The following is a 24,167-nucleotide window of genomic DNA, read 5'->3' on the forward strand; positions in this document are numbered from 1 at the left end:
TAGTTCCTCGTGTGGGGGATGATCGCGCGCGATTGGCGAGCGGATCCGCACGCAAGGGGATATGAAGTACGATGGCCGTGAATTCTCTATCGGTGATGTCGCCGGACGGCGGCTTGTCGCGTTACCTCACCGAGATCCGCAAGTTCCCGATGCTCAGCAAGGACGAAGAGTTCATGCTGGCCCAGCGCTGGAAAGAGCACCAGGACCCGCAAGCGGCCCACAAGATGGTCACCAGCCACCTGCGCCTCGTGGCCAAGATCGCCATGGGCTATCGCGGCTACGGCCTGCCGATCGGCGAGGTGATCTCCGAGGGCAATGTCGGCCTGATGCAGGCCGTCAAGAAGTTCGAGCCCGAAAAGGGCTTCCGCCTGGCGACCTACGCCATGTGGTGGATCCGCGCCTCGATCCAGGAATACATCCTGCGCTCGTGGTCGCTGGTGAAGATGGGCACGACCGCCGCGCAGAAGAAGCTGTTCTTCAACCTGCGCAAGGCCAAGAGCCAGATCGCCGCCTTCCAGGAAGGCGACCTGCACCCTGACCAGGTCAGCCAGATCGCCACCAAGCTGGGCGTGCTGGACAGCGAAGTCATCTCGATGAACCGCCGCCTGTCGGGCCCCGACGCCTCGCTGAACGCGCCGCTGCGCGCCGACGGCGAAAGCGAGTGGCAGGACTGGCTGGCCGACGAAGAGCAGGTCTCCCAGGAGACCGTCGTCGCCGAGAACGAGGAAAAGTCGCTGCGGATGTCGCTTCTTGAGGAAGCGATGGTCGAGTTGACCGACCGCGAGCGTCACATCCTGACCGAGCGCCGCCTGAAGGACGACCCGACCACCCTGGAAGAGCTCGCCGCCCAGTACGGCGTCAGCCGCGAGCGGGTCCGCCAGATCGAGGTGCGGGCGTTCGAAAAGCTGCAGAAGACCATGCGCGAGGCGGCGATCGCCAAGAACATGGTCGACGCCTAAGGCTTTGGCTCACGCCCGTGAGACGAAAGGGGCGCTCCTCGGAGCGCCCCTTTTTTGTTTGCGCGATGACCTGAGGGTCTGCTTGCCGGCTGGGCCCCTAGGGCGGGTTCGCCCCGTTGCGGACCTTGGCCTCCTTGCGTCCTTCGAGGCGCGCTCAAGAGCGCGCACCTCAGGATGAGGTGTTCAGCAGCCGTGTTCCTCATCCTGAGGTGTGAGCCGAAGGCGAGCCTCGAAGGACGCAGGGCGGCTGAAAGCGCAGCCTGATCGGGCGTCGGCGACAAAGACCCAGATCCTCCCCCCCCAAGGGGGAGGAGGCCGAAGGCCGGAGGGGAAGACACTCTGAGCTTGCCCAACTTCCCCCTCCGTCGGCTTCGCCGACACCTCCCCCGCTAGGGGGAGGATTGGACCCCGCCCCTCACCGCGAACAGCCTCACGGAACGCCCTCGACTTTAATCGTCGTAGAGCAACGCAAGCGGCCAAGCGCCGTGAGTGGGCATTTCTGGCGACGGTGATGGTATGCACGCGCCTATGACCGCCGCGCCGCTCCCCCAGCTGATCCTCCTCCCCGGCCTGCTGAACGACGCCGAGTTGTGGCGTGATCAGATCAGCGGGCTTTCCGACGTCGCCCGCCCATGGGTTCCTGATCTCACCCCCTACGCCACGATCCGCGACATGGCCGAGCACGTGCTGGAGCACGCCGAGCCGACCTTCGCGGTCGCCGGGTTCTCGATGGGCGGCTATGTGGCCCAGGAGATCGCGCGTCTGGCGCCGCAGCGCATCGAGCGCCTGGCCCTGCTGAACACCTCGATCCGGGTCGACACGCCCGAGCGCGCCGCCCAGCGCCGGGCGCTGAACAAGGCCGCCGCCCGGGGCGGGACGTTCCTGGGGATCGGCCAGGCGATCATGAAAAGCTATGTCGACGTCTCGCGCCTGAACGATGTCGCGCTGACCACCCGCATTGTCGCGATGACCCAGCGCCTGGGCCGCGAGGTGTTCCTGCGCCAGAACAGCCTGGAGCGCGAGGACGGCGAAGCCGCGCTTGCCGCCCTGCGCGTCCCGCTGGTGGTCATCGTCGGTGAGAACGACCAGATCACCCCGGCCGAAGGACATCGACAGATGGCGGCGGCCATCGGCTGCTCGCACCTGGTGGTGATCCCCAATGCCGGGCACATGACGCCGATGGAGGCGCCGGGCCCGGTCAACGGCGCTCTGCGCCACTGGCTGGCCCGACCGGCCGGACATCGTTAGCGCGGCTGGAGCCCTTTTGGTCCGACAGCCGTCTCATCCTGATCGGAAAATGCGCTAGAGCGTTTTCCGACGAAGCGGATACCGGCTCGGCGTCAGAAAATGCGTTAAAACAATGCGCTAGGCCGCTCGGCCCGTATCCTCTGGGGCCATGAAGCCCATCAGCGCGTCGATCCGCTTGACCAGTTCGGCGCGCGCGCCCGAACCCGCCATATCGGTCTGCGTGCAGGCCGTCAGAGCCTCGGCGGCCTGGATCAGGCGCGGCTCCTTCACCGCCTCGCCCACGCGCCGCAGTTCCAGCGCCTGCGCCGCCAGGGCGCGGCGGGCTTGCGCCGGATCGCTGTCCAGGGCCTGGGCGGCCGACTTTACGATGCGCAGGGCCTGGGAAAGCCGTGCTGCGGGCGTATTGGCGGCGTCCGCCTTGCGCTTGCGCGGTCCCTTATAGTCGGCCGAGTTGAAGCGGCGACGATCGGGGCCGACATAGGCCACGGCCTCGACCCAGTCGCGCGGCTTCAGCGTCACCGCCTCGAGGCGGCGCTCCAGATCCTTCAGATTGAAGGGCTTGCGCATGAACTCGTGCACGCCGGCGTCCCGCGCGCCGAAGATGGCCTCGGCCGTCGCCTCGCTGGTGCACATGATCACCGGCGCCTCACGGCAGGCTAGATCACTGCGGCGCAGCTTGCGGGTGAACGCCAGTCCATCGACGCCGGAGCTTCCGTGTTCGACGAAGATCAGTTGCGGGTCAGCCGCACGGGCCATCGCATAGCCCTTCTCGGCGGTCGGGGCCGAGAAGATCTGAACCCCGCCCAGAGGCCGAAGATGCTCGGTCAACAGGCGCGCGGTCGCGGGGTTAGGGTCAACGACCATCACCCTCTGGACCTTCGCGGCGACCCGCTGGATTGTGCGGACGTTTCCGTCAAACACGAAGACGACTCCCGAACCTAGGCCGGGAGGCTACACCGCAGAGTGTAAAAATCCGCTTGATGAATCTCGGGCCAGGCTTTCGTCAATCTGGCAGGGCCACCGACAGTCCCGCCTCGAAATCCATGAAGATGTCGAGCGTTTCTTCAACAGAAGCGGCGAGTGTCGCGCCTGTCGGGAAACGGTATCGCCAGTAGGTCGAGATGTGCGAAATCGCGCCGACACGCCCGCCCAAGCTCAGAAATAACTCTGGCGCCCGAAGCAAGAATTCGCGGAACACATTGGGATTGTTCAGCTCAACCAAGTTGGCGAAGGCGTCATCGTACACCTTAAGCGTTCTGAGGATGGCGCTCCGCTCAACCAGAACAGCCGCCTGCAGACGGCGGCGCATCTCCTCCAGGTAGCGCCCCATTTCGGAGTCGCGCCCGCCATGGACAGCCAGGCGACCGATCTCGGCGCTGACCTCGGCCAGCCGAGGCCACAGATTTTCGAGCATCCATTTGTAGTAGAGGAACCCCTTCCAGCTGAAGACGCCCTCTTTGAAACTGTCGCCTTCCAGCACCAGCGTCTTGCGCAGCGGTTCGAGCCGCTCATCGACATGGGTGGCCAGCAAGGCCTCGACCATGCGTGTGGCGTGGATCTCTCCGCCTCCACCCATATCGCGATAGGCCAGCGCGATCAGGCGCGCGATCTCCACGGCCACAAAGCCCTGCATCGCGTCGACGTCGGCCGGTGACAGGGCGAAATAGCAGGGCGCGGCGAGCACGCCGTGACGATGCAGATGCTCGCGCAGCAGGAAGGGATCCAGCGACGGCAGGCCGTCGATCATCTGCAGCACCGACAGGTCGCGCGCGCTTTCGCCGGCGCCGTTGCAGGCGTCGAGCAACAGATTGGTCCACCCTCGCTGCCCGACGAAGACCGACTGCCCGCCCAACGTCAGGTCCCGACGGTCGAACGGAATGATGATCTTGGTCGCGGTCGCCCGCGCCTCCTCGAACAGGTAGATGTCGTCGTGGCGCAGCCGGTGCTTGACGATCAGGGCGGTGTTCAGCACCCGGTTCTTGAACAGGGGCGCTTGCGCGTGTTCCGGACGGTGGCCGCTTTCGGCTTCGATGGCGATCAGGTTCAGCACGCGGCTGGTCGAGGCCGTGCGCTCCAGGGCGCGCAGACTGCGCGTCACCCGGTCGGACGGTCTAGCCGGTTTGAGCCTGCGGCGCGCGGGTGCGAGCACGGATCCCCCAGTTCCTGACAACACCGTTCTGTAAAGCCAAGCTGCCTAACAAACGCTAACCGAACGCTGTTCGGCGGACGGGCGTGATCTGAAAGCGCCCCTTTGAACGCTTCAGATCAATCGGGCTTTAGGCTCCGACCGCGCGCAGCCGCTCCAGTTCGGAGGGCGCCTTGCGAAGACTCGCCACGGTGGCCAAAAGCCCCGCAGGCTGCACGGGCTTGGGGTGGGCGTCGTCAAAGCCTTGCGCCATCAGACGCTCGGCGTCGCCGGCCATGGCGTCGGCGGTCAGGGCCACGACGGGAAGGTCGCTGCGTCCGGCCTCGCCACAGCGGATACGGCGCACCGCCTCCACCCCGTCCATCCCTGGCATGTGGACGTCCATGAGCACGACATCGAAGTCCTCGATACGCAGTCGAGCCAGCGCGGCGTGACCGTCGTTAGCGACCGCCACGGCGACGCCGACGGCTTCCAGGATCGCGCGCGCGACCATCTGGTTGACCAGGTTGTCGTCGACGACGAGCACGCGCGCGCCTTCGAGCTCAGGCGCCGCAGCCTGAGCCGTCGGCGCGACAAGCGCGGCGGTCGCGGGCAGGCGCAGACGAGCGGTGAAGGTGGAGCCCACGCCCGGCTCGCTGGACACCAGGATCTCACCCTCCATCAGTTCGGCCAGCTGGCGGCAGATGGAAAGCCCAAGCCCGGTGCCGCCGAAACGGCGCGCGATGGACGGATCGCCCTGGGCGAAGGGCGTGAAGGCGCGCTCGATCTGCTCGGCGCTCATCCCCATCCCGGTATCACTGACCGAGACGCTGACGCGCTCTTGATCATCGGCCGAAAGCCGGATGACCACGCGCCCCGCGCCCGTGAACTTCACGGCGTTGGAAACCAGGTTCATCAGGATCTGACGCACGCGCGCGGCGTCACCGGCCACGAAGGCTGGTGTGCTGGGGGCGACTTCCAGAACCAGATCAAGGCCCTTCAGGCGAGCGCTCTCGCTCCACACCGCGCGGGTCTGAAGCGCCAGCTTGCGGATATCGAAGGGCGCGACCTCGAGGGTCAGTTTGCCAGCCTCGATCTTGGAGAGATCAAGAATGTCATTGAGGATCGCCATCAGGCCGTGGCCCGACTCCTCGATCATTTCCAGATACCCGGCCTGCTGGGCGTCCAGCGGGGTGCCGCGCAGCGCGTGCGCCAGGCCCAGGACGCCGTTCATCGGCGTGCGCAGCTCATGGCTCATCATCGCCAGGAAGGTCGACTTGGCCTGGCTGGCCTCCAGCGCCTTGGCCTCAGCCTCTTCGCGCGCCCTGGCCGCCTCCCGCATCGTGCGAACCGCGTCGATCACATAGCCAACCAGGCACACCAGGAACACCAGGGCGATCACGCGATCCCACAGGCTGAATCGCGGCGCGACGATCGGCAGGGCCGCCAGGGCGGCGACCGGCCAGATCGTCAAGGTGAGCATCGCCGAAGGACTGCTGACGGCGTACCGCATCCCCTCGACCACCATGCCAAACAGGATGAGGACGCCGGCATAGCGCATCCCGCCCGGGCCCTTGAGCACGCACAGGATCGCCATCGCCGCCCAGACCAGCGCGAAGGCGGATGGCGGACCCAAGCGCATCCACCGCATCCGCGTCACGTCGCCGGTCGGCTTGAAGGTGACCTGCAGGTAGGTAACCCAGCCTTCGCAGGCCAGGATCGCGGCGCACCAGATCAGGCACGGCTTCAGGCCGAAATTGAAGGCCAGCAACCCCGCGATCAACAGGCTGGCGCCAAGGCGCGCGACTCGGCTGCGACGGCTCACTACGAGCATCGCGCCTTCCACGCCGTCGTCCAAGAACGCCTTCAGCCCCACCCGGCCGCCCCTTCGCGGTTTCTTTTCCCGCGAAGCTTCGGCTTTCTAGGTTCACAACCGTTTACCGTGCGCGCAAAAAAGCACGATTTTTAGGCGTTCATCCCCAGGATGCGCGTAGCGGGGCCGCTTACCCCTGGAACGGGTCGCGCATGAGGATGGTGTCATCCCGTTCCGGGCTGGTCGACAGCAGCGCCACCGGCGCGCCGATCAGCTCCTCGACGCGGCGCACATACTTGATGGCGTTGGCGTTGAGGTCCTTGAACGAGCGGGCCCCGGCGGTGCTTTCGGTCCAGCCCTCGATTTCCTCATAGACCGGCGTGGCGGCGGCTTGGTCGCGCAGGCCGGCCGGCAGGTAGTCGACGACCTTGTCGCCGATCTTGTAGCCGACGCAGATCTTCAGGGTCTTCAGGCCGTCCAGCACGTCGAGCTTGGTCAAGGCCACGCCGTGGATGCCGTTGATGGCCACCGACTGGCGCACCAGCACCGAGTCGAACCAGCCGCAGCGACGGGCGCGGCCGGTGTTGACGCCGACCTCGCGGCCGACCGTCGACAGGTGCTTGCCGACCTCGTCGAACAGCTCGGCCGGGAACGGGCCCTCGCCCACGCGCGTGGTGTAGGCCTTGACGATCCCCAGCACGAAACCGGTCGCCGACGGACCCATGCCCGAACCGGCCGAGGCCTGGCCGGCGGCGGTGTTGGACGAGGTGACAAAGGGGTAGGTGCCGTGGTCGACGTCCAGCAGCGAGCCTTGCGCGCCCTCGAACAAGATCCGACGGCCGGCCTTGTAGGCCTGGTCCAGCACCCGCCAGGCCGGCTGAGCATAGGCCAGGATACGCGGCGCCAGCGCCATCAGCTCGTCGAACAGGGCTTGCGGATCAGCCTCCGGCAAGCCCAGCCCCCGGCGCAAGGCGCCATGGTGGCTCAGCAGGCGCTCGATCTTCGGCTTCAGGGCTTCGGGATCGGCGAGATCCGCGACGCGGATGGCGCGGCGGCCGACCTTGTCCTCATAGGCCGGGCCGATGCCCCGGCCGGTGGTGCCGATCTTCTGGGTCGAGGCGGCTTCACGCGCCTGGTCCAGGTCGCGGTGCAGCGGCAGGATCAGGCAGGCGTTGTCGGCCAGGATCAGCAGGTCGGGCGTGATGGCCACGCCCTGGTCGGCGATCTTGTCGATCTCGGACAGCAGGTGCCAGGGGTCGACCACGACGCCATTGCCGATGACGGAGAGCTTGCCCTGCACCACGCCCGAGGGCAGCAGGGCCAGCTTGTAGACCTTGCCGTCCACCACCAGCGTATGGCCGGCGTTGTGGCCGCCCTGGAAGCGCACGACGACATCGGCTCGGTTGCTGAGCCAGTCGACGATCTTGCCCTTGCCCTCGTCGCCCCACTGGGCGCCGACAACGGTCACGTTAGCCATGGTTTGGATACGCCTTGTCGCCTGCCGAGTGACGCCGCAGGGTCCTTCGACAGGACTCGACCCCGGACGTGGTCTCAATTTTGGGCGGCGACGGCCTTGGCGTCACGCGCCTCGCCGAAGTCAGAAGGCGTAAACCAGCCGAACCCCTGCGTCGTCAAGCCCTTGGTTCTTGCCTTGGTGGAAGATCTGGCCGTTCGACAGGTGCGTGTAGCTAAGCTCCAGCGCGAGTTTGTCGTTGACCTGATAGCCCAAGGCCAGCTCCGGCTCGAACAGCACCTTCGAGCCGAAATCGATGCGGTTGTAGTAGAGCCAGGTGCGGCGGTCACGCTCCTCGGGCGTCAGGTTCGGCGCATTGGCGGGCGGCAGGCCGGCCTTGCCGTCGGTGTAGGCCAGACCCATGCCGGGGCGCAGGTAGAAGCCGCCCGGCTGACCCAGCTCGATCTTCCAGTTGAAGCCGACGGCGGCGAAGTTCGAGGTGTTGTTGGTGTTGATCGACACCATCGCATGGACCTGCGGCTTGCCCAGCCAGGTCAGGCGCTCGATGCGCTTGGTGCGATAGCCCAGATGGATGTCGGCGCCGCCCTCGCGACCTGCGGCGCCCAGACCAACGGCGTTCCCGATGAAGGTGACGTCGTGCTTGTAGACACCGACAAAGGCCTCGCCCGCCAGCGCGGGGCTCGCGCATCCGAGCGCGGCGCAGGCAAGCGTAAGGGAGGCCACGGCGGCGAAAGTGGCGGTCTTCATCAAGTCGTCCTGAACAGCTTAGCCCCCACCCCAATATGGCGGTAACGGCAGTGGTCGGAAAGGGTTTCGATCGAAGCGTCGCCACGCTAGCCTAACTGTATGACCGTCTCGCTCGCCGATATCCAAGCCGCCGCCGCTCGCCTGAAGGGCCTGGCCGTCGAGACGCCGCTGATCGAGAGCCCCGCCTTGAACGAGCGGCTGGGCGGGCGGATTTTCCTCAAGCCCGAGACCTTGCAACGGGCGGGCGCCTTCAAGTTTCGCGGCGCCTACAACCGGCTGAGCCAACTGAGCGAGGCTGAAAAGGCGCGGGGCGTCGTGGCGTTCTCGTCCGGCAACCACGCCCAGGGCGTGGCGCTGGCGGCCAAGCTGCTGGGCGTGCCGGCCCTGATCGTGATGCCCTCCGATTCGCCGAGCGTGAAGGTCGAGGGCACGCGAAGCTTCGGCGCGGACATCCGCTTCTACGACCGCTTCACCGAGGACCGCATCGCGATCGCCGACCAGATCGCGGCCGAGCGCGGCTGCGTCGTCGTGCCGTCCTACGACGATCCCCACATCATCGCCGGTCAAGGCACGGTGGGTCTGGAGATCGTCGCCCAGGCCGCCGCGCAAGGCGCGACGCTGGACAGCCTGATCTGCTGCGTCGGCGGCGGCGGTCTGATCGCCGGAACCTCGACGGCGGTGAAGGCCCTCTCCCCCGCGACTCATGTGTGGGGCGTCGAGCCCGCCGGCTTCGATGAGACCCGACGCTCGCTGGAAAGCGGCCGCCGCGAGACCATCGACAAGGACGCCCGCTCGATCTGCGACGCCCTGCTGACCCCGATCCCTGGCGACCTGACCTGGCCGATCAACCAGAAGACCCTGTCCGGCGTGGTCGCGGTGACGGACGCCGAAGTGGCCGAGGCCATGCGCTATGCGTTCTCGACCTTGAAACTGGTGGTGGAGCCCGGCGGCTGCGTGGCCCTGACGGCGGCCCTGACGGGCAAGGTCGACGTGGCCGGCAAGACCGTGGCGATCGTCCTGTCGGGCGGCAATGTCGATCCGGGGTTGTTCGCGCAGGTCTTGAGCGGTCAAATCTGACTGCAAAACAGGGTGTCATCCCGGAAGCCTCGCAGAGGCTATCCGGGACCCAGGGGGTGTCAAAGCGCCGTGCGGGCCGCCCCTGGGTCCCGGCGCTCCGCTACGCTACGGCCGGGATGACAAATAAGAAGGGTGGAGGGAGACAACATGAACTTTCCGAGTGCAGAGCATCTCCCCCAGACCCCCCTCCTCGTCATCGATCGCGCGGCGCTGGAGCGAAACCTCGCCCGGATGCAGGCGCTGTGCGACGCCGCCGGCGTGCGCCTGCGGGCGCATGGCAAGACCCACAAGTGCTCGACGCTTGGCCGCCTGATCATCGAGCGCGGCGCGGTGGGTCTATGCTGCCAGACGATCGGCGAGGCTGAGGCCTATGTGGCGGGCGGAATCCACGACGTGCTGGTCACCGCCCCCTCCCCGCCCTGGGGCGCGGCGCGGCTGGCGGCGCTGGCCAAGACCGGCGCGCGGATCGGCGCAGTCGCCGACGACGAGGGCCAGATCGATCGGCTTTCGGACGCGGCCGTCGCCGCCGGCGTGACGCTGGACCTCGTGGTGGATCTGGATCTGGGCACCCACCGCGCCGGCGCCTATCCGAAGGACGCCCTGCGTCTGGCGCGCGCCGCCGACGCTGCGCCCGGCCTGCGCTTCGCCGGGCTGCAGGCCTATCTGGGGCATCTGCAGCACATGGACGACATCGCCCTGCGCCGCTCAGCCGACGAAACCGCCTTCGCCACTCTGAAGGCGCTGGTGGCCGAACTGACCGCCGCTGGCCTGCCGCCGCCCGTCGTGACCGGCGGCGGCACCGGCACGCATGCCTACGACCTGGCCTCGGGGGTCTATACCGAGCTGCAGGCCGGCTCGTATGCGGTGATGGACGTCGAATACGACGCTTGCGGCGCGCCTGACGGAGCGGCCTGGGGCTTCGAGCCGGCGATGGTTGTCGCCGCGACCGTGGTTTCGGCCAACCACAAGAGCCACGTCACCGTCGACGCCGGCTTCAAGGCGGTAGCGATGGACGGCCCGCCCGCCCGGGTGGTGTCCGGCGCCGCGCCGGGCGCGCTCTGGCGAGCCATGGGCGACGAGCACGGCATGATCGCCCACCCGAGCCTGATCGACGTGCTGAAGGCCGGCGGTCGCGATCCGCTGGGCTTCGACAAGGCCGTCGCCGCCGCCGACGCCGATCCGGCCCGCGCCTGGCCCGCCGACGCGCCCAAGGTCGGCGATCTCGTCTGGCTGCAACCGGGCCACTGCGACCCGACCATCAACCTTTACGACGCCCTGCATGTCTGGGACGGGACGACGCTGGAGCGGTGGGTAGTCGACGGGCGGCGGGTGAGCACCCGTTAAACCGATCTCCCCGGCGATGCCGGGGTCCAGATCGAGCCCGCAAGCGCCTCCGACAATCGCGCTGTCTTTTGGCGCGAACACTCAAGATGCACCGGATGAATCTGGGCCCCGGCGTTCGCCGGGGAGGTCGGGCCGTTGGGTAGCGGTAACGCACTTCCCCTTAGGGCAAGAGCGCTCTAGGGTCCGCGCCCAACGACAAGATTTGCTCCAAGAGGGCTTACCGATGAAACGCCTGCTGCTCGCCACCGTCCTGATCGCCGCGCCCATGCTGGCGCACGCGTCCGACGCGCCCAAGATCGACCCCGCCAAGCTGACCGCCCACATCAAGACGCTGTCGTCGGACGCCTTCGAAGGGCGCGGCCCGGCCACCGAGGGCGAAACCAAGACCGTCGCCTACATCTCCGAGCAGATGAAAGCCGTGGGCCTGGAGCCCGGCGGCGACCTGAAGAACGGCAAGCGCCTGTGGACCCAGGACGTGCCGCTCAGCAAGTTCGACATCGACGGCCCGGTGACCGCCCACGTCATGGTCGGCGCCGACCACATCATGCTGAGCCAGGGCGAACAGGTCGCCATCCGCGCGGCGATGACCAATGTGAACGCCGTCTCGATCAAGGACGCCCCGATCGTCTTCGCCGGCTACGGCGTCAAGGCGCCCGAGCGCAACTGGGACGACTTCAAGGGGATGGACCTGAAGGGCAAGGTCGTGGTCGTGCTGATCAACGATCCGGACTTCGAGACCGGTTCCGGCGACTTCGGCGGCAAGGCCATGACCTATTATGGCCGCTGGACCTACAAGTTCGAGGAAGCCGCTCGCCAAGGCGCGGCCGGCCTGCTGATCGTCCACGAAACCGCGCCGGCCTCGTACGGCTGGGCCACGGTCAAGAACTCCAACACCAACACGATGTTCGACATCGTCCGCCAGGAACCGGCCAAGCAACATCCGCCGATGGAAGGCTGGATCCAGCGCGACGTCGCCGTCGACCTGTTCAAGAAGGCCGGCCTCGACTTCGAGGCCCTGAAGAAGGCCGCGCAAAGCCGCGACTTCAAGCCGGTGCAACTGAAGGGCGCCACCTTCTCGGCTGACTACAAGGTCAAGCACGAGGTGATCATCTCCAAGAACGTCGTCGGCAAGGTCACCGGCGCCAAGCGCCCGGACGAGACCGTGATCTTCAGCGGCCACTGGGACCACCTGGGCGTGGGTCTGCCGGACGCCAAGGGCGACAAGATCTATAACGGCGCGGTCGACAACGCGACCGGCATCGCCGCCATGCTGGAGATGGGCCGCCTGGCCGCCAGCGGCCCCAAGCCGGACCGCTCGATGGTGTTCCTGGCCGTGACCGCCGAGGAAAAGGGCCTGCTGGGCTCGGAGTACTACGCGGCCAATCCGCTGTATCCGCTGGCCAAGACGGCGGGCGTCATCAACACCGACGCCCTGGACCCCACCGGCCCGGCCAAGGACTTCACGATCTCGGGCAACGCCAAGCTGGATTTGCTGGACGACCTGATCGCCAAGGGTAAGGCCGTGGGCCGCACCTACACGCCCGATCCGGCCACCGAGGCCGGCTATTTCTACCGCTCGGACCACTTCCCGTTCGCCAAGCGCGGCGTGCCGGCGATCTCGTTCGGCTCGGGCGAGGACCTGGTCGAGGGCGGCGTCGCGGCGGGCAAGGCCGCCTCGGACGCCTATCGGATCAACGCCTACCACCAGCCCGCCGACGAGTGGAACGACAGCTGGCGCCTGGACGGCATGAGCGCCGACATCGCCCTGGTCTACAGCGTCGGCCGCGACCTGGCCGGCTCGACCCGCTGGCCCGAATGGGGTGGCGACTCCGAGTTCAAGGCCGCCCGCGACGCCAGCAAGGCGCAGCGGAAGTAGGCGTTGATAACTGTCATCCCGGCCAAGCGCGCAGCGCGCCGAGCCGGGACCGCAGGAAGCTCCGCGCTTTCCGAGGTCCCGGGTCTCCGCTTCGCTCCGCCCGGGATGACACCCTGAGTTTGCGACCTTCCCCCATGACCGCCTCCGTCTTCGACCTCTTTAAACTCGGCGTCGGCCCGTCGAGCAGCCACACCATGGGGCCGATGACGGCCGCGGTGCTGTTCATCGGCCGCCTGCGCGACGCCGGGAAGCTGGCCGCCGTCGCGCGGGTGGAGACGCGGCTCTATGCCTCCCTGGCCCTGACCGGGAAGGGGCACGCGACCGACCGCGCGGTGATCCTGGGGCTGATGGGCTTCGTGCCCGCGGACCTGGATCCCGACGCCGGCGAAGCGGCCCTGCTGGCGTGTCAGGCCAGCCAGTCGCTGAAGCTGGGCGATGAGGTCGATATCGCCTTCGACGCGGCGCGAGACATCGTCTGGCTGGGCCATGAGCGCCTGCCGCAACATCCGAACGGCTTGACCTTCGCCGCCTATGACAAAGCCGGTCAGGCTCTGGCCGAGCGCACCTATTTCTCGATCGGCGGCGGCTTTGTCCGTGACGAGGCCGAGATGGGCCGCAACGTCCCGCCCGACGAAGGTCCCGCCATCCCCTTTCCGTTCGAAAGCGCCGCCGACCTGCTGGAACGCGCCGAGCAGGCGGGCCTGTCGATCGCCGAGGTCATGGCCGCCAACGAGCGCGCGCGGATGAGCCAGGGCGAGATGGACGCCGGCCTCGACCGCATCTTCGGCGCCATGGAGGCCTGTATCGATCGCGGCATGCGCCAGGAGGGCGTCCTGCCGGGCGGCCTGACCGTCAAGCGCCGCGCCCGCCAGATCCATCAGACCATCCAGGGCCGGATGGAGCGCCAGATGAGTGATCCGCTGGCGGCGATGGACTTCGTCAACCTGTGGGCCATGGCGGTCAACGAAGAGAACGCCGCCGGCGGCCGCGTCGTCACCGCCCCCACCAACGGCGCGGCGGGGCTGATCCCGGCCGTGCTGCGGTTCTTCGTCCGGTTCTACAAGGGCACGCCCGAGCAGATCCGCACGTTCCTGCTCACTGCGGCCGCGATCGGCGCGCTCTACAAGCGCAACGCCTCGATCAGCGGCGCCGAGGTCGGCTGCCAAGGCGAGGTGGGCGTGGCCTGCTCCATGGCGGCGGCGGGCCTGGCGGCCGCGCTGGGCGGGACCAACGCCCAGATCGAGAACGCCGCCGAGATCGGCATGGAGCACAATCTGGGCCTCACCTGCGACCCGATCGGCGGCCTCGTGCAGATCCCCTGCATCGAACGCAACGCCATGGGCGCCATCAAGGCCATCGACGCCGCCCGCCTGGCCCTGCTGGGCGATGGCCAGCACTCCGTGTCGCTCGACAAAGTGATCGCCACCATGAAGCGCACCGGCGAGGACATGAACGAGATCTACAAGGAGACCTCGATGGGGGGTCTGGCGGTGGGTCTGTCGGTGAACCGGGTGGAGTGTTGAGGGCGCCATAAGCGCCCCCTCCACCGCTTCGCGGTCCCCCTCCCCCGTTGCACGGGGGAGGATGAATTTCCTCCTCCCCCGCATCGCGGGGGAGGTGTCACGATGCGTCAGCATCGTGACGGAGGGGGCGCTATTGCCTCTCGACGCCCCACAAAACCTCGCCTAGTTTTCGCGGGAACATCAAGGGAACACGCGCACATGGGCAAGATCCGAACCGGCATCGGCGGCTGGACGTTCGAGCCGTGGCGCGGGACGTTCTATCCCGATGATCTCAAGCAGAAGGACGAGCTGAAATACGCCGCGTCCAAGCTGACCAGCCTCGAGATCAACGGCACCTACTATTCGACCTTCAAGCCCAACAGCTGGATGAAGTGGCGCGACGAGACGCCGGACGACTTCGTGTTCGCGGTCAAGGCCAGCCGCTTCTGCACCAACCGCCGGGTGCTGTCGGAGAACAACGACTCGCTGGAGAAATTCCTGTCCCAGGGCCTGGAAGAGCTGGGCCCCAAGCTTGGCCCCATCAACTGGCAGTTCATGGCGACCAAGAAGTTCGATCCGGCGGATTTCGAGGGATTTCTGAAATTACTGCCAAACGAGCAGAAGGGTGTGCGCCTGCGCCATGCGATGGAGGTGCGCAGCCCGACCTTCGCCTGCCAGCAGTTCTACGACCTCTGCGCCCAGTACGGCGTGGCCATCGTCTACGCCGTCGACGACGAGGCGCCCGAATGGCCGCGCATCGACCAGCCGACCGCCGACTTCACCTATGCCCGCCTGATGTGCAGCCGCGAGGACGAGCCGACGGGCATGACGTCCGAGGAGCTGGATGGGGTGGTCGCCCAGACGCGGCAGTGGGCCGAACGCGGCGACGTGTTCGCCTACTTCATCGCCGGGGCCAAGGTGCGTAACCCGGCGGCGGCGATGGCGTTGATAGGGAAGCTGGAGGGCTGACTCCCTCTCCCATAGGGAGAGGGTTGGGGTGAGGGGTTACCGCGGCCGACGGAGCGCCGGCACGCCGTCAGACTCCGTAACCCCTCACCCTCCCATTGCTTCGCGACGGGCCCCTCCCTCTCCCTATGGGAGAGGGGTTTTCCTCAAACCTTCTTCGGAAACCACGGCACGAACCCACTCGTCCGCGCGACATACTCTTCATACCCCGGCTTGCTCTTGCGCATCTTGCCTTCCGTGGTCGGCACGCCGCTCCACTTGGTCAGCAGGAAGGTCATCAACAGCGGACCCGGCAGGGCCAAGGCGCCCAGGCCCGTCTCGGCGGCGATCAGGTAGAGACCCCACCAGACGCAGGCGTCGCCGAAATAGTTGGGGTGGCGGGTATAGCGCCACAGGCCCTTGTCCATGACCTTGCCGGCGTTGTCGGGATTGGCCTTGAAGGCGGTCAGCTGAGCGTCGCCGATGGTCTCGAACAGGATGCCGACGATCGTCAGGGCCGCGCCGGCATAGGCCAGACCGCCCAGCACGCCCGACCCCTGCCCCAGCTGCACCGGCAGGGCGACGAAGTAGCTCAGCACCGCCTGCAGGCCGAACACGATGATCAGAGACGTCGTGGCGAAGTTCCAGCGCTTGGTCTTCTCATAATGGGCGAAGATCGCGACATAGCGGCGATCCGCGCCGTGCTTGCGCCAGCGCCACAACAGATAGAGCCCCAGCCGTGCCGCCCACAGGGTGCAGAGGCCCGTCAGCAGCAGGCCATGCGGGGTGTGCTGCCCCTGCAGCAGGGTGCTCCAGGCCAGCAAGGCCATGCTGGGACCCCACCAGGCGTCGATGAAGCTGACGTCCTTCGTCCGTAGACTGACGGCCCAAAGGGCGAGGAATGCGACCGCCGAGACGGCGGCGTTGACGGCGAGGATGCTCAGCAGGGACATGGAGGGCTCTGGCGGAAGACTGCGGTGGATACGGGCGAAGATCGGTACTGGATCCTCCCCCCGACGGGGGAGGTGTCGACGCGTAGCGGCGACGGAGGGGGAAGAGACAAGATCAGCAAGATCTCCCCCTCCGGCGCTTCGCGCCACCTCCCCCGCTCGGGGGAGGACTTTGATCCCTACGTCCCCACGACAAAACTCACGGTCGTGGTGGTCGATCCCCCGATGTTCAGGGTCTGGACCGTCTTGGCCCCCTCGACCTGATAGTCGCCGGCCTGGCCGGTGGTCTGTTTCCAGGCGTCCAGCACCATGCGCACGCCGGTGGCGCCGACCGGATGGCCCGTGCCGATCAGGCCGCCCGAAGGGTTGATCGGCAGCTTGCCGCCGATGGCGATGTCGCCGTTCTCGACGGCCTTCCAGCTCTCGCCGGGCGCCGTAAGGCCCAGGTGGTCGATGGCCATGTATTCGGTGGCGGTGAAGCAGTCGTGGGTCTCGACCGCGTCGAGGCCCGAGACGTCGGGCGCGATCCCGGCCCGGGCGCGGGCGTCGAGAATGGCGCGGCGCACCTGCGGGAAGATGTAGTCCTGGTCGCGGCTGGCTTCGATCTTCCGCGCATAGCTGAGCGGCGCCGAGCGATGGCCCCAGCCCTTGATGCGGGGAATGCTGGTGAGCGCGATCCCGCGCTTGTCGGCATAGGCCTGGGCGCGCTTTTCCGAGGCCAGGAAAACGACGGCCGAGCCGTCGGTGACCTGACCGCAGTCCTGTTTGCGCGTGCGGCCCTCGACGACCGGATTGGCGACCTCGTCGGCGGTGAAAGCGTCGGGCCCGAAGTTCCAGCCGCGGGTCTGGGCGTTGGGATTGCGCTTGCCGTTGGCGAAATTGACCTCGGCGATGCCCATCAGGTGTTCGTACTTCAGCCCATAGCGGCGGTCATACTCGTCGGCGAGGTCGGAGAAGGCGCGCGGCCATAGGAAGCGGGCGTCCTGGAACTCGTGTCCGACCCAGGCCGCGCTGCCCAGGTTCTCGGCCGCTTTCTGGCCAGGGACGTTGCGCATCTGCTCGACGCCGACCACGCAGGCCAGATCATAGCGCCCGGCCTCGATCTCGGCGGCCGCCGCGAGGATGGCGATGCTGCCCGAGGCGCAGGCCGCCTCGTGGCGCGCGGTCGGCAGGCCGTCGAACGCCGGATGCACCAGACCGAACATGCCGCCCAGGTGCCCCTGGCCGGCGAACAGCTCGGCGGCGAAGTTGCCGACATGGCCGGTGTCGACGTCCTCGGGATCAAGGTCCACGGCGGCCAGGCCCTCGCCCACCGCTTCGGCGAAGGCGTCGGCCAGCTCGCGGCCCTCGCGGCTCCAGTTGGCGGCGAAATCGCTCTGCCAACCGCCCAGCACATAGACCATGGCTCACCCCCGCTTGTTTTAGTTAGTTCGATTATACAAGCGACTTGTCCGGAGTCCACGCCATCAGCGAACATTGACTCGTCAGACCGAAACGGCCCACCAAGCCCGCCATGGTCCCGCCGACGGCTCCAGACACTGCCCGGACGGCGCTGGTACGCCGCAGTTCAGCCGCCCGCGCGCTGAACCTGATCGGCGATCGCTGGACCCTTCTGGTGCTCTACGCCGCCTTCATGGGCGTCACCCGCTTCGACGGCTTCGTCGAGATGACCGGCGTGGCCCGCTCTCTGCTGACCGATCGTCTCAAGCGCCTGGAGACCGGCGGCGTGCTGGAGCGACGGCTCTATCAAGAGCGCCCGCCCCGCTCTGAATACCGCCTGACGCCCATGGGCCGGGATCTCTATGACTCAGCGCTGATGCTGCTGGGCTGGGAGATGCGCTGGCGCTTTGATCCAACCTGCCCTTCGCACCAGATCGTCCACACGACCTGCGGTCAGCCGCTGAAGCCGATCCTGTGCTGCGCAGCGTGCGGCGAGGCGATGAAGGTCCGCGACATCACCCTGTCGCCCGGTCCGGGCGCGGGCCTCGAGCCCGCCCCGCGCGCCCGGCACTCGCGCCGCGCCAGCCACGACGACGTCGGCGGTCAGGCGCTGCATCCGATGCTGGAACGCGGCATCGAGGTGCTGGGCGACCGCTGGACCGCCCACGTCGTCGCCGGCGCCTTCTATGGCCTGCGCCGCTTCAAGGATTTCCAGGACGAACTGAAGGTCGCCAGCAACATCCTGACCGATCGCCTGGAGCGGTTGGTGGCGCGCCGCATGCTGGAGAAGGTCCGCTACCAGGAAAAGCCGGAACGCTGGGAGTATCGGCTCACCCAGGAAGGGCGCGACCTCTTCCCGCTGATTGCGGCGCTGATGGCCTGGGGTGATCGCTGGCTGTCAGGAAACGAGGGACCTCCGGAAATCCTGACACACCTTTGCGGCGCGCGGCTGGAGCCGGTGGTGCGATGCGGGGCATGCGATGGCGCGGTGGATACCAGCAATACCCGGCTCGAATCCTCCTCCTAGCGGGGGAGGTGTCGCCGCAGGCGACGGAGGGGGAAGTTCTGCGGCGCCTGCCGCCTCCCCTCTCCGGTCGCTATGCGACCACTTCCCCCATAGGGGGAGGATTTACAGCCAGAGTCCTTCGGCCTCTGCCCCATCCCCCCAAAACCCCGGCGCCGGCGGCGTGATCCGCCCGCGCTCGACCCGCAGGCCGCCGGGGTGATCGACCGCCAGCCACCAGGGCCCGTCCAGGTCCGCGAAATCGCTGGCTCCGCCCAGGTGCAGCGCCGGCGCGACGCCCAGAGACGAGGCCACCATGCAGCCGGTCATCACCTGGAAGCCCAGGGCGCGGGCCGCCTTCAGCATGGCCACCGCCTCGGTCAGGCCGCCGGTCTTGTCGAGCTTGAGGTTCACCGCCGCATAGCGGCCGCGCAGAGCGGCCAGGTCGCCGCCGACATGGACGCTCTCATCGGCGCAGACCGTGAACGGCGGATCCCAACCCTCCAGCGCCTGGTCCTCGCCGGCGGGGAGTGGTTGTTCGACGAGGGCGATCGGCAGGTCGGCCAGCAGAGGCTTCAGGTCGTCGAGAATGTCGAAGGTCCAGCCTTCGTTGGGGTCGACGATGAAGCGGGACTGCGGCGCCGCAGCGGCCACGGCGCGCAGGCGGGCGGCGGGGTCCTCGGCCGACAGCTTGATCTTGATCAGCGGCGCATCGGCGACCGCGCGGGCGGCGGCGCCCATGGCCTCGGGGGTGTCGAGGCTGACGGTGACGGCGGTGACGAGGTCGCTGGGGATGGCAAGGCCCGTCGCCTCTGCGACGCTAACCCCCGTGCGCCCGGCGCGCAGGTCCCAAAGCGCTAGGTCGAGCGCATTGCGGGCCGCGCCCGGCGGCAAGGCGGCGCAGGCGGCTTCGACGTCCTCGGCCGCGAGCGCCGGCGCCAGCTGGGCCAGCACGCTCTCCACGGTCTCGCCGTAGCGGGCGTAGGGCACGCTCTCGCCGCGCCCGACATGGCCATCGACCCGCGCGACCACCTCGACCACCTCGGCGGCGGTCTTCACCCCGCGCGAGATGCGGAACGGGGCCTTCAGCGGATGCGAGACCGGGCGGACGGAAGCGGCGATCGACATGATCGCAGGGATGGCGCCGTTCGCCCGCGTCTACCAGCCCCAGTGGCGCGGGATCGGCGAGTCGGCGCGGCGCTCGGCCATCACCTTCAAGGCCAGCGGACGATCAACGACGAACAGGACCAGCCAGACCAGCAGCACGCCGGCGTAATGGACGGCGCCCCACACACCGCCTGGGCGGCCCGGACGCACGAAACGGACGGACCGGCGCGGCGCGGCGAACGGCTGGGTCATGGCGAAGTCGGTCATGTCGTCGTCCCTCATCTGATGCAGACGACCTTGGCTGGGCCATGCGCCAGAAACGGACGTATTGAACTTGCCGCGCTATGCCCGCATTTCAGCGATGTCGATTGAAGAGGACTCCATGGCCAAGACCGTCAGCATCAACATTCCCCACCAGCTGGGCGCGGCCGAGGCCAAACGGCGCCTGGAAGAGGGCCTGTCGCAACTGGCCGGCCAAATCCCCGGCGGCGACGCCTCGCGCTTTTCCCAGAGCTGGGCGGGCGATGTGCTGAACTTCTCGGCCGTGGCCATGGGCCAAACGATCACCGGCGTGGTGCAGGTGCTGGACGACCATGCGCGCCTGGACCTCTCCCTGCCCGGCCTGCTGGGCATGGCCGCCGGCAAGATCAAGGACGAGCTGAGCTGGCGCGGGCAACTCCTGCTGAAGTAACCGCTCTAAAGCCGCCGCGAGTCGAAGTCGTGGCGGCCCAGGCTCTCGAAGCGGCCTTCCTCGGCCTTGTTGATGTACTGCGCGGCGACCAGCCAGCTCTTCACCGGGCGCAGGGTCGCCAGGCACCCCAGCAGGAAGGCCGGGAACACCGTGACCAGATGCACCCACATGGGCGGGCGATGGACAACCTCGACCCAGGCGAAGACGGCGGTGACCAGGATGCCCACACCGCTCATGACAAAGAAGGCCGGGCCGTCGGCTGGATCGGCGAAGCCGTAGTCCAGGCCGCAGCGGTCGCAGGCGGGCGCCAGCTTCAGGAAGCCCCGGAACAGCTGGCCCTCGCCGCAGCGCGGGCAGCAGCACTTCAGGCCGGCCCGGATCGGGGTGGGAGCGTTGGGATAGCTGGCGTCGGCCATGAAAAGCCCTTCCTACAATCGCGCGATTGATCCATACACTTCACATCTAATGTATGGATATGCCGTCATGCCCGCAACTAAGGGATCGCCGAATCCGGCCGCCGCTTGGCTGCGGCGCGTGGAGGCGTTCGATGGCCCGGCCTATCGCCGGATCGCCCTGGCGCTGGAGGCGGCGGTGGCCGAGGGCGAGCTGCAGGCCGGCGACCAGATCCCCGCCCAGCGCGAGATCGCCCGGTTGGTGGGCGTTGACTTCACCACGGTGACCCGCGCCTACGGCCTGGCCCGCGAGCGCGGCCTGGTCGAGGGGACGACCGGGCGCGGCACATTCATCCGCTCACGGACGGATGACGATGAGACGGGTCTCGTCGACCTTTCGATGAACCTGCCGCCGCAGCCCGAGGGCTTGAGTCTGGCGGGCCTCTTGCGGGAGACGACCGGCGCGATCCTGGCGCGCACCGACCCAGCGACCTTGATGGCCTATCATCCCGGCGCGGGCTCGCTGGCCCAGCGGACGGCAGGCGCGGCGTGGCTGGCGCCGACCCTGGGCGCGGTCGATCCGGCGCGTGTGGTGGTCACGGGCGGCGCGCAGACCGCCCTGACCGCCCTGATCGATCACCTGACGAGGCCGGGCGATACGATCCTGGTCGAGGCCTTGGCCTATCCGGGCCTGCTGGCGACAGCGCGGCGGCGAGGACTGACCCTCATCTCCTGCCACATGGACGAAGAGGGCCTGGAGCCGGAAGCGTTGGCGCGTCTGCTGACCACGCAGGGTCCGCGCCTGATCTGCTGCACCCCGACCTTCCAGAACCCTACGGCCGCCACCATGGGCCCGGCCCGCCGCGCCGCGATTGTCGAACAGGCGCGCGCCGCTGGCGTCCCCATTGTCGAGGACGACGCCTACGGCCTCTTGCCCGCCGCGCCCCTGCCCGCTTTGGCGGCGCTGTGGCCCGAGGGGGTGTTCCATGTGGCGACCACCGCCAAGACGCTCTCGCCAGGCCTCCGGCTGGCCTATGTGGTGACGCCGCCGGGGCGGGCCGAGGGCGTGGCGGCGACGCTGCACGCCATCGCCCAGATGCCCGCACCGTTGATGGCGGCCGTCGTCACCGCCTGGATCCGCGAGGGCGTGGCGGCCAAGCTGCTGGCGGGGGTGCGCGTCGAGGCCGCGGCGCGCCGGACGCTGGCGGCGGAGCTTCTGCCAAGTGCGGTCGGCGGCGCCGAAAGCCTGCACGTCTGGCTGCCAGGCGCGGTGGCGACCCCGACAGCGCGCGAGCGCGGCCTGGCCCTGGTCGGGGCCGAGACCTTCAGGGCGCCCGGCGCCGTCGGCGAGGGCCTGCGGATCTCGCTGGGCGCGGCGGGCAAGCGAACCGCGCTGGCGCGAGGGCTCCGTGAGCTGGCCGCGCTGAGCCGTTCTTAAAAGCCGTCGTCGTCCTCGGCCTCGGCCCCGTCCGCCTCGCCGCCCATGGCGTTCTCGAGGCTGTCGATGATGTCGTCCATCTGGTCGGGCGTGATCGAGACGTAGAGCGACTCGCCGCCGATGGCCGAGACCAGCAGGCGATAGCCGTCCTCGGTCTCCTGCAGGCTGAACGATTGAAGCGGCAGGAGCTTGGCCATGGGGGATCCTTCCCGAAAGAGCGAGGCGCTCATCTAGGGAAACACAGGCCTTACTTCAACGCGCCTTTGCGCAGCATCGCCACGTGGGTGGCGATCAGTTGCTCGCGATCCACCCAGGGAAACTCCGGGCGCGCGATCAGCAGCGACACCAGGCCGTGCAGGCCCGCCCAGAGCGACTGGGCGGCGGCTTCGGGGTCGTCGGAGACGGTCTCGCCGCGCGCGTGGAACTCCACCACCATCTGGGCGAAGACCGCGAAGACCTCCTTGCCGGCGATCATCGGACGCCCGCCGGTCTTCTCCAGGAACGAACCGTCGACGCTCTTTTCCAGCATGAAGGCCACGCGATAGGCGTCGGGGTGATCCAGGCCAAAGTCGATATAGACCCGCAGACAACGCTCGAAATTCTCGGCGGTGGGCGTGTAGTCGACGCGCGCCTCTTCCATGCGCTCACCCAGGATGGCGAAGGCCCGCACGCAGAGCTCGGCGGCGATGTCGTCCTTGGTGGCGAAATAGGCGTAGAGCGCGGGTTGCGAGATTCCCGCGATCTCGGCGATCTGCCGGGTCGAGACCGCCTGCACGCCCTTCTGGCTGAACAGGGTCAGGGCGGCGTCGAGGATTTCCTCGCGACGCTCACCCCCATGGCCCTTGGGCTTTCGGGGCGAACGGGTCTTGGGTGACTTCATTGAAAAGTCCTAGGCTTCGTCACGCCAGCTTGACAATACGCTGTTATCAATCACTGATAACTTATCGCTGATTAATTTGGAACAGCTTATGTGGCGGACCCCGCTCCCTCCCCTGGCGGCCCTCCTCCTGGCGGCGACGTTGAGCGCCTGTGGCGGCAAGACCGAACCCGATGCGCCGGCCCCGCCGACGCCGGTCGAGGCCGCTCGCGTCGCCGCCCCTGACGCCGCCGGCTCGGTGACCGGCGCGGGCGCGCTGGAACGCCGCCGCGAGATGGCGCTGTCGTTCCGGATTCCCGGCGTATTGACCACGATGAAGGTCGAGGCTGGCGACAGCGTCCGGGCGGGACAGCTGATCGCCGCCATCGACCCCGCCGGCGTCGACGCGCGCCAGCAGCAGACCCAGGCCGACCTTGAGCGCGTGCGCCGCGACCTCGAACGCGACAAGGTGCTGTTCGAAAAGGGCTATGTCAGCCGCCAGCGTATCGATGACCGGACAAGCACGCTGAAGTCGGCCCAGGCCGCCTATGACGCCGCCCGCTTCGACAGACGCTGGGCCAATCTGGTTTCGCCGGTCTCCGGCGTCGTGCTGGAGCGCCGCGCCCAGGCGGGCGAGGTGGTTGGCGCGGGCCAGATGGTGGCGCGGGTCGCCGACCTGACCAGCCCGCTCGTCCTGCGCCTGCCGCTGGCCGCGCGCGATGCGGCCCGCATCCGGGTCGGCGATCCCGCCACGGTCAAGGTCGATGAGATCGGCGAGACCGCCCTGAACGGACGCGTGACCCGGGTCGGCGAAGCGGCCGACACCCGCACGGGCGCGATCCTGGTCGAGATCGAGCTTTCCGCGCCACCCTCGACCTTGCGCAGCGGTCAGGTCGCCCACGCTACGCTCAATGTCCGCGCCGCCCCCGGCGTCACCACCACCTACGCCCGCATCCCCGCCGAAGCGGTGCTGGAGGCCAATGGCCAGCGCGCCTTCGTCTTCCGCGTCGACGGCGGCAAGGCGCGGCGCACAGCCGTCGGCTTTGGCGGCTTCGACGGCGACCACGCCCTGGTCTCGGGTCTGCCGAACGGCGCTCAGGTCATCACCGCCGGCGCGGGCTTCGTCTCAGACGGCGAGGCGGTGGCCGTGGTCGATCCCACCCAGCTGGGACGCTAGGCC

General features: G+C 68.1%; 23 protein-coding genes and 2 pseudogenes. 13 read left to right on the forward strand and 12 right to left on the reverse strand.

Annotated elements, in window-relative coordinates:
• The first annotated feature begins 71 nt into the window (after nucleotides 1-71).
• The 3 genes and pseudogenes from rpoH to CA606_RS16190 all read left to right on the forward strand — a co-directional run bounded on the left by rpoH (nucleotide 72) and on the right by CA606_RS16190 (nucleotide 2,207).
• A complete protein-coding gene (gene rpoH / locus CA606_RS16185) occupies nucleotides 72-959 on the forward strand; it encodes an RNA polymerase sigma factor RpoH (protein ID WP_096053606.1) in 888 nt (295 codons plus the stop codon).
• Between the two features lie 136 nt (nucleotides 960-1,095).
• Nucleotides 1,096-1,209, forward strand: a pseudogene (locus tag CA606_RS20705) (hypothetical protein); the annotation flags it as partial.
• A gap of 266 nt (nucleotides 1,210-1,475) precedes the next feature.
• On the forward strand, nucleotides 1,476-2,207 hold the full coding sequence (locus CA606_RS16190) for an alpha/beta fold hydrolase (protein ID WP_096053605.1): 732 nt from the start codon (nucleotides 1,476-1,478) through the stop codon (nucleotides 2,205-2,207).
• A gap of 117 nt (nucleotides 2,208-2,324) precedes the next feature.
• Here the strand turns inward: CA606_RS16190 and CA606_RS16195 are convergent, their stop codons facing one another.
• The 5 genes from CA606_RS16195 to CA606_RS16215 all read right to left on the reverse strand — a co-directional run bounded on the left by CA606_RS16195 (nucleotide 2,325) and on the right by CA606_RS16215 (nucleotide 8,369).
• Nucleotides 2,325-3,128, reverse strand: a complete 804-nt coding sequence (locus CA606_RS16195; protein ID WP_096053604.1) for a response regulator — start codon at nucleotides 3,126-3,128, stop codon at nucleotides 2,325-2,327.
• An 82-nt stretch (nucleotides 3,129-3,210) separates the two neighbouring features.
• Nucleotides 3,211-4,356 carry a hypothetical protein gene (locus tag CA606_RS16200; protein WP_096053603.1) on the reverse strand — a complete coding sequence of 382 codons (1,146 nt, stop codon included), beginning with the start codon at nucleotides 4,354-4,356 and terminating at the stop codon, nucleotides 3,211-3,213.
• A gap of 127 nt (nucleotides 4,357-4,483) precedes the next feature.
• Nucleotides 4,484-6,166, reverse strand: a complete 1,683-nt coding sequence (locus CA606_RS16205) for an ATP-binding protein (protein ID WP_096053970.1) — start codon at nucleotides 6,164-6,166, stop codon at nucleotides 4,484-4,486.
• 169 nt (nucleotides 6,167-6,335) lie between these two features.
• On the reverse strand, nucleotides 6,336-7,622 hold the full coding sequence (locus tag CA606_RS16210; protein WP_096053602.1) for an adenylosuccinate synthase: 1,287 nt from the start codon (nucleotides 7,620-7,622) through the stop codon (nucleotides 6,336-6,338).
• A gap of 120 nt (nucleotides 7,623-7,742) precedes the next feature.
• On the reverse strand, nucleotides 7,743-8,369 hold the full coding sequence (locus CA606_RS16215; protein WP_096053601.1) for an acyloxyacyl hydrolase: 627 nt from the start codon (nucleotides 8,367-8,369) through the stop codon (nucleotides 7,743-7,745).
• 96 nt (nucleotides 8,370-8,465) lie between these two features.
• Between CA606_RS16215 and CA606_RS16220 the strand changes: the two genes are divergently transcribed.
• The 6 genes and pseudogenes from CA606_RS16220 to CA606_RS20330 form a co-directional block, all read left to right on the forward strand.
• Nucleotides 8,466-9,443, forward strand: coding sequence for a threonine ammonia-lyase (locus CA606_RS16220; RefSeq protein WP_096053600.1), 978 nt, complete (start codon nucleotides 8,466-8,468; stop codon nucleotides 9,441-9,443).
• Between the two features lie 132 nt (nucleotides 9,444-9,575).
• Nucleotides 9,576-10,787 carry an alanine racemase gene (locus CA606_RS16225; protein ID WP_096053599.1) on the forward strand — a complete coding sequence of 404 codons (1,212 nt, stop codon included), beginning with the start codon at nucleotides 9,576-9,578 and terminating at the stop codon, nucleotides 10,785-10,787.
• 223 nt (nucleotides 10,788-11,010) lie between these two features.
• Nucleotides 11,011-12,663, forward strand: a complete 1,653-nt coding sequence (locus tag CA606_RS16230) for a M28 family metallopeptidase (RefSeq protein WP_096053598.1) — start codon at nucleotides 11,011-11,013, stop codon at nucleotides 12,661-12,663.
• Between the two features lie 134 nt (nucleotides 12,664-12,797).
• On the forward strand, nucleotides 12,798-14,186 hold the full coding sequence (locus tag CA606_RS16235; RefSeq protein WP_096053597.1) for an L-serine ammonia-lyase: 1,389 nt from the start codon (nucleotides 12,798-12,800) through the stop codon (nucleotides 14,184-14,186).
• 198 nt (nucleotides 14,187-14,384) lie between these two features.
• On the forward strand, nucleotides 14,385-15,134 hold the full coding sequence (locus tag CA606_RS16240) for a DUF72 domain-containing protein (RefSeq protein WP_096053596.1): 750 nt from the start codon (nucleotides 14,385-14,387) through the stop codon (nucleotides 15,132-15,134).
• A gap of 28 nt (nucleotides 15,135-15,162) precedes the next feature.
• Nucleotides 15,163-15,273 (forward strand): annotated as a pseudogene (locus CA606_RS20330) (hypothetical protein); the annotation flags it as partial.
• Between the two features lie 4 nt (nucleotides 15,274-15,277).
• On the opposite strand, the gene CA606_RS16245 reads toward CA606_RS20330, so the two are convergent.
• Together CA606_RS16245 and CA606_RS16250 are read right to left on the reverse strand one after the other, a co-directional pair.
• Nucleotides 15,278-16,210, reverse strand: coding sequence for a DUF1295 domain-containing protein (locus CA606_RS16245; RefSeq protein ID WP_096053595.1), 933 nt, complete (start codon nucleotides 16,208-16,210; stop codon nucleotides 15,278-15,280).
• A gap of 29 nt (nucleotides 16,211-16,239) precedes the next feature.
• On the reverse strand, nucleotides 16,240-17,463 hold the full coding sequence (locus CA606_RS16250; RefSeq protein ID WP_096053594.1) for an acetyl-CoA acetyltransferase: 1,224 nt from the start codon (nucleotides 17,461-17,463) through the stop codon (nucleotides 16,240-16,242).
• Nucleotides 17,464-17,573: 110 nt separating this feature from the next.
• On the opposite strand from CA606_RS16250, the gene CA606_RS16255 reads away from it, so the two are divergent.
• Nucleotides 17,574-18,527 carry a winged helix-turn-helix transcriptional regulator gene (locus CA606_RS16255; protein WP_096053593.1) on the forward strand — a complete coding sequence of 318 codons (954 nt, stop codon included), beginning with the start codon at nucleotides 17,574-17,576 and terminating at the stop codon, nucleotides 18,525-18,527.
• A 102-nt stretch (nucleotides 18,528-18,629) separates the two neighbouring features.
• On the opposite strand, the gene CA606_RS16260 is transcribed toward CA606_RS16255, so the two are convergent.
• Together CA606_RS16260 and didA are read right to left on the reverse strand one after the other, a co-directional pair.
• The gene (locus tag CA606_RS16260) at nucleotides 18,630-19,631 is read right to left on the reverse strand and encodes a dipeptide epimerase (RefSeq protein ID WP_096053592.1); all 1,002 of its coding nucleotides are present in this window, start codon (nucleotides 19,629-19,631) and stop codon (nucleotides 18,630-18,632) included.
• Nucleotides 19,632-19,661: 30 nt separating this feature from the next.
• Nucleotides 19,662-19,877 (reverse strand): DNA damage-induced SOS-independent cell division inhibitor A, encoded by a 216-nt coding sequence (gene didA, locus CA606_RS16265; RefSeq protein WP_096053969.1) that lies wholly within the window; start codon nucleotides 19,875-19,877, stop codon nucleotides 19,662-19,664.
• 115 nt (nucleotides 19,878-19,992) lie between these two features.
• Between didA and CA606_RS16270 the strand changes: the two genes are divergently transcribed.
• A complete protein-coding gene (locus CA606_RS16270) occupies nucleotides 19,993-20,301 on the forward strand; it encodes a polyhydroxyalkanoic acid system family protein (protein WP_096053591.1) in 309 nt (102 codons plus the stop codon).
• 5 nt (nucleotides 20,302-20,306) lie between these two features.
• On the opposite strand, the gene CA606_RS16275 is transcribed toward CA606_RS16270, so the two are convergent.
• Nucleotides 20,307-20,717: a DUF983 domain-containing protein gene (locus CA606_RS16275; RefSeq protein ID WP_096053590.1), complete on the reverse strand. Its 411-nt coding sequence runs from the start codon at nucleotides 20,715-20,717 to the stop codon at nucleotides 20,307-20,309.
• Here CA606_RS16275 and CA606_RS16280 point away from each other — a divergent pair.
• Complete coding sequence (locus CA606_RS16280; RefSeq protein ID WP_096053589.1) at nucleotides 20,716-22,131, forward strand: PLP-dependent aminotransferase family protein; 1,416 nt, start codon at nucleotides 20,716-20,718, stop codon at nucleotides 22,129-22,131. The two genes, CA606_RS16275 and CA606_RS16280, sit on opposite strands and share 2 nt — an antisense overlap.
• On the opposite strand, the gene CA606_RS16285 is transcribed toward CA606_RS16280, so the two are convergent.
• Nucleotides 22,128-22,328 (reverse strand): hypothetical protein, encoded by a 201-nt coding sequence (locus CA606_RS16285; protein ID WP_024265907.1) that lies wholly within the window; start codon nucleotides 22,326-22,328, stop codon nucleotides 22,128-22,130. The genes CA606_RS16280 and CA606_RS16285 overlap by 4 nt on opposite strands.
• 50 nt (nucleotides 22,329-22,378) lie before the next feature.
• On the reverse strand, nucleotides 22,379-23,011 hold the full coding sequence (locus tag CA606_RS16290; protein WP_096053587.1) for a TetR/AcrR family transcriptional regulator: 633 nt from the start codon (nucleotides 23,009-23,011) through the stop codon (nucleotides 22,379-22,381).
• Between the two features lie 76 nt (nucleotides 23,012-23,087).
• On the opposite strand from CA606_RS16290, the gene CA606_RS16295 reads away from it, so the two are divergent.
• Nucleotides 23,088-24,164: an efflux RND transporter periplasmic adaptor subunit gene (locus CA606_RS16295; protein ID WP_181242639.1), complete on the forward strand. Its 1,077-nt coding sequence runs from the start codon at nucleotides 23,088-23,090 to the stop codon at nucleotides 24,162-24,164.
• Nucleotides 24,165-24,167: the final 3 nt, after the last annotated feature.

This window comes from Caulobacter vibrioides, assembly GCF_002310375.3.
Taxonomy (GTDB): domain Bacteria; phylum Pseudomonadota; class Alphaproteobacteria; order Caulobacterales; family Caulobacteraceae; genus Caulobacter; species Caulobacter vibrioides_D.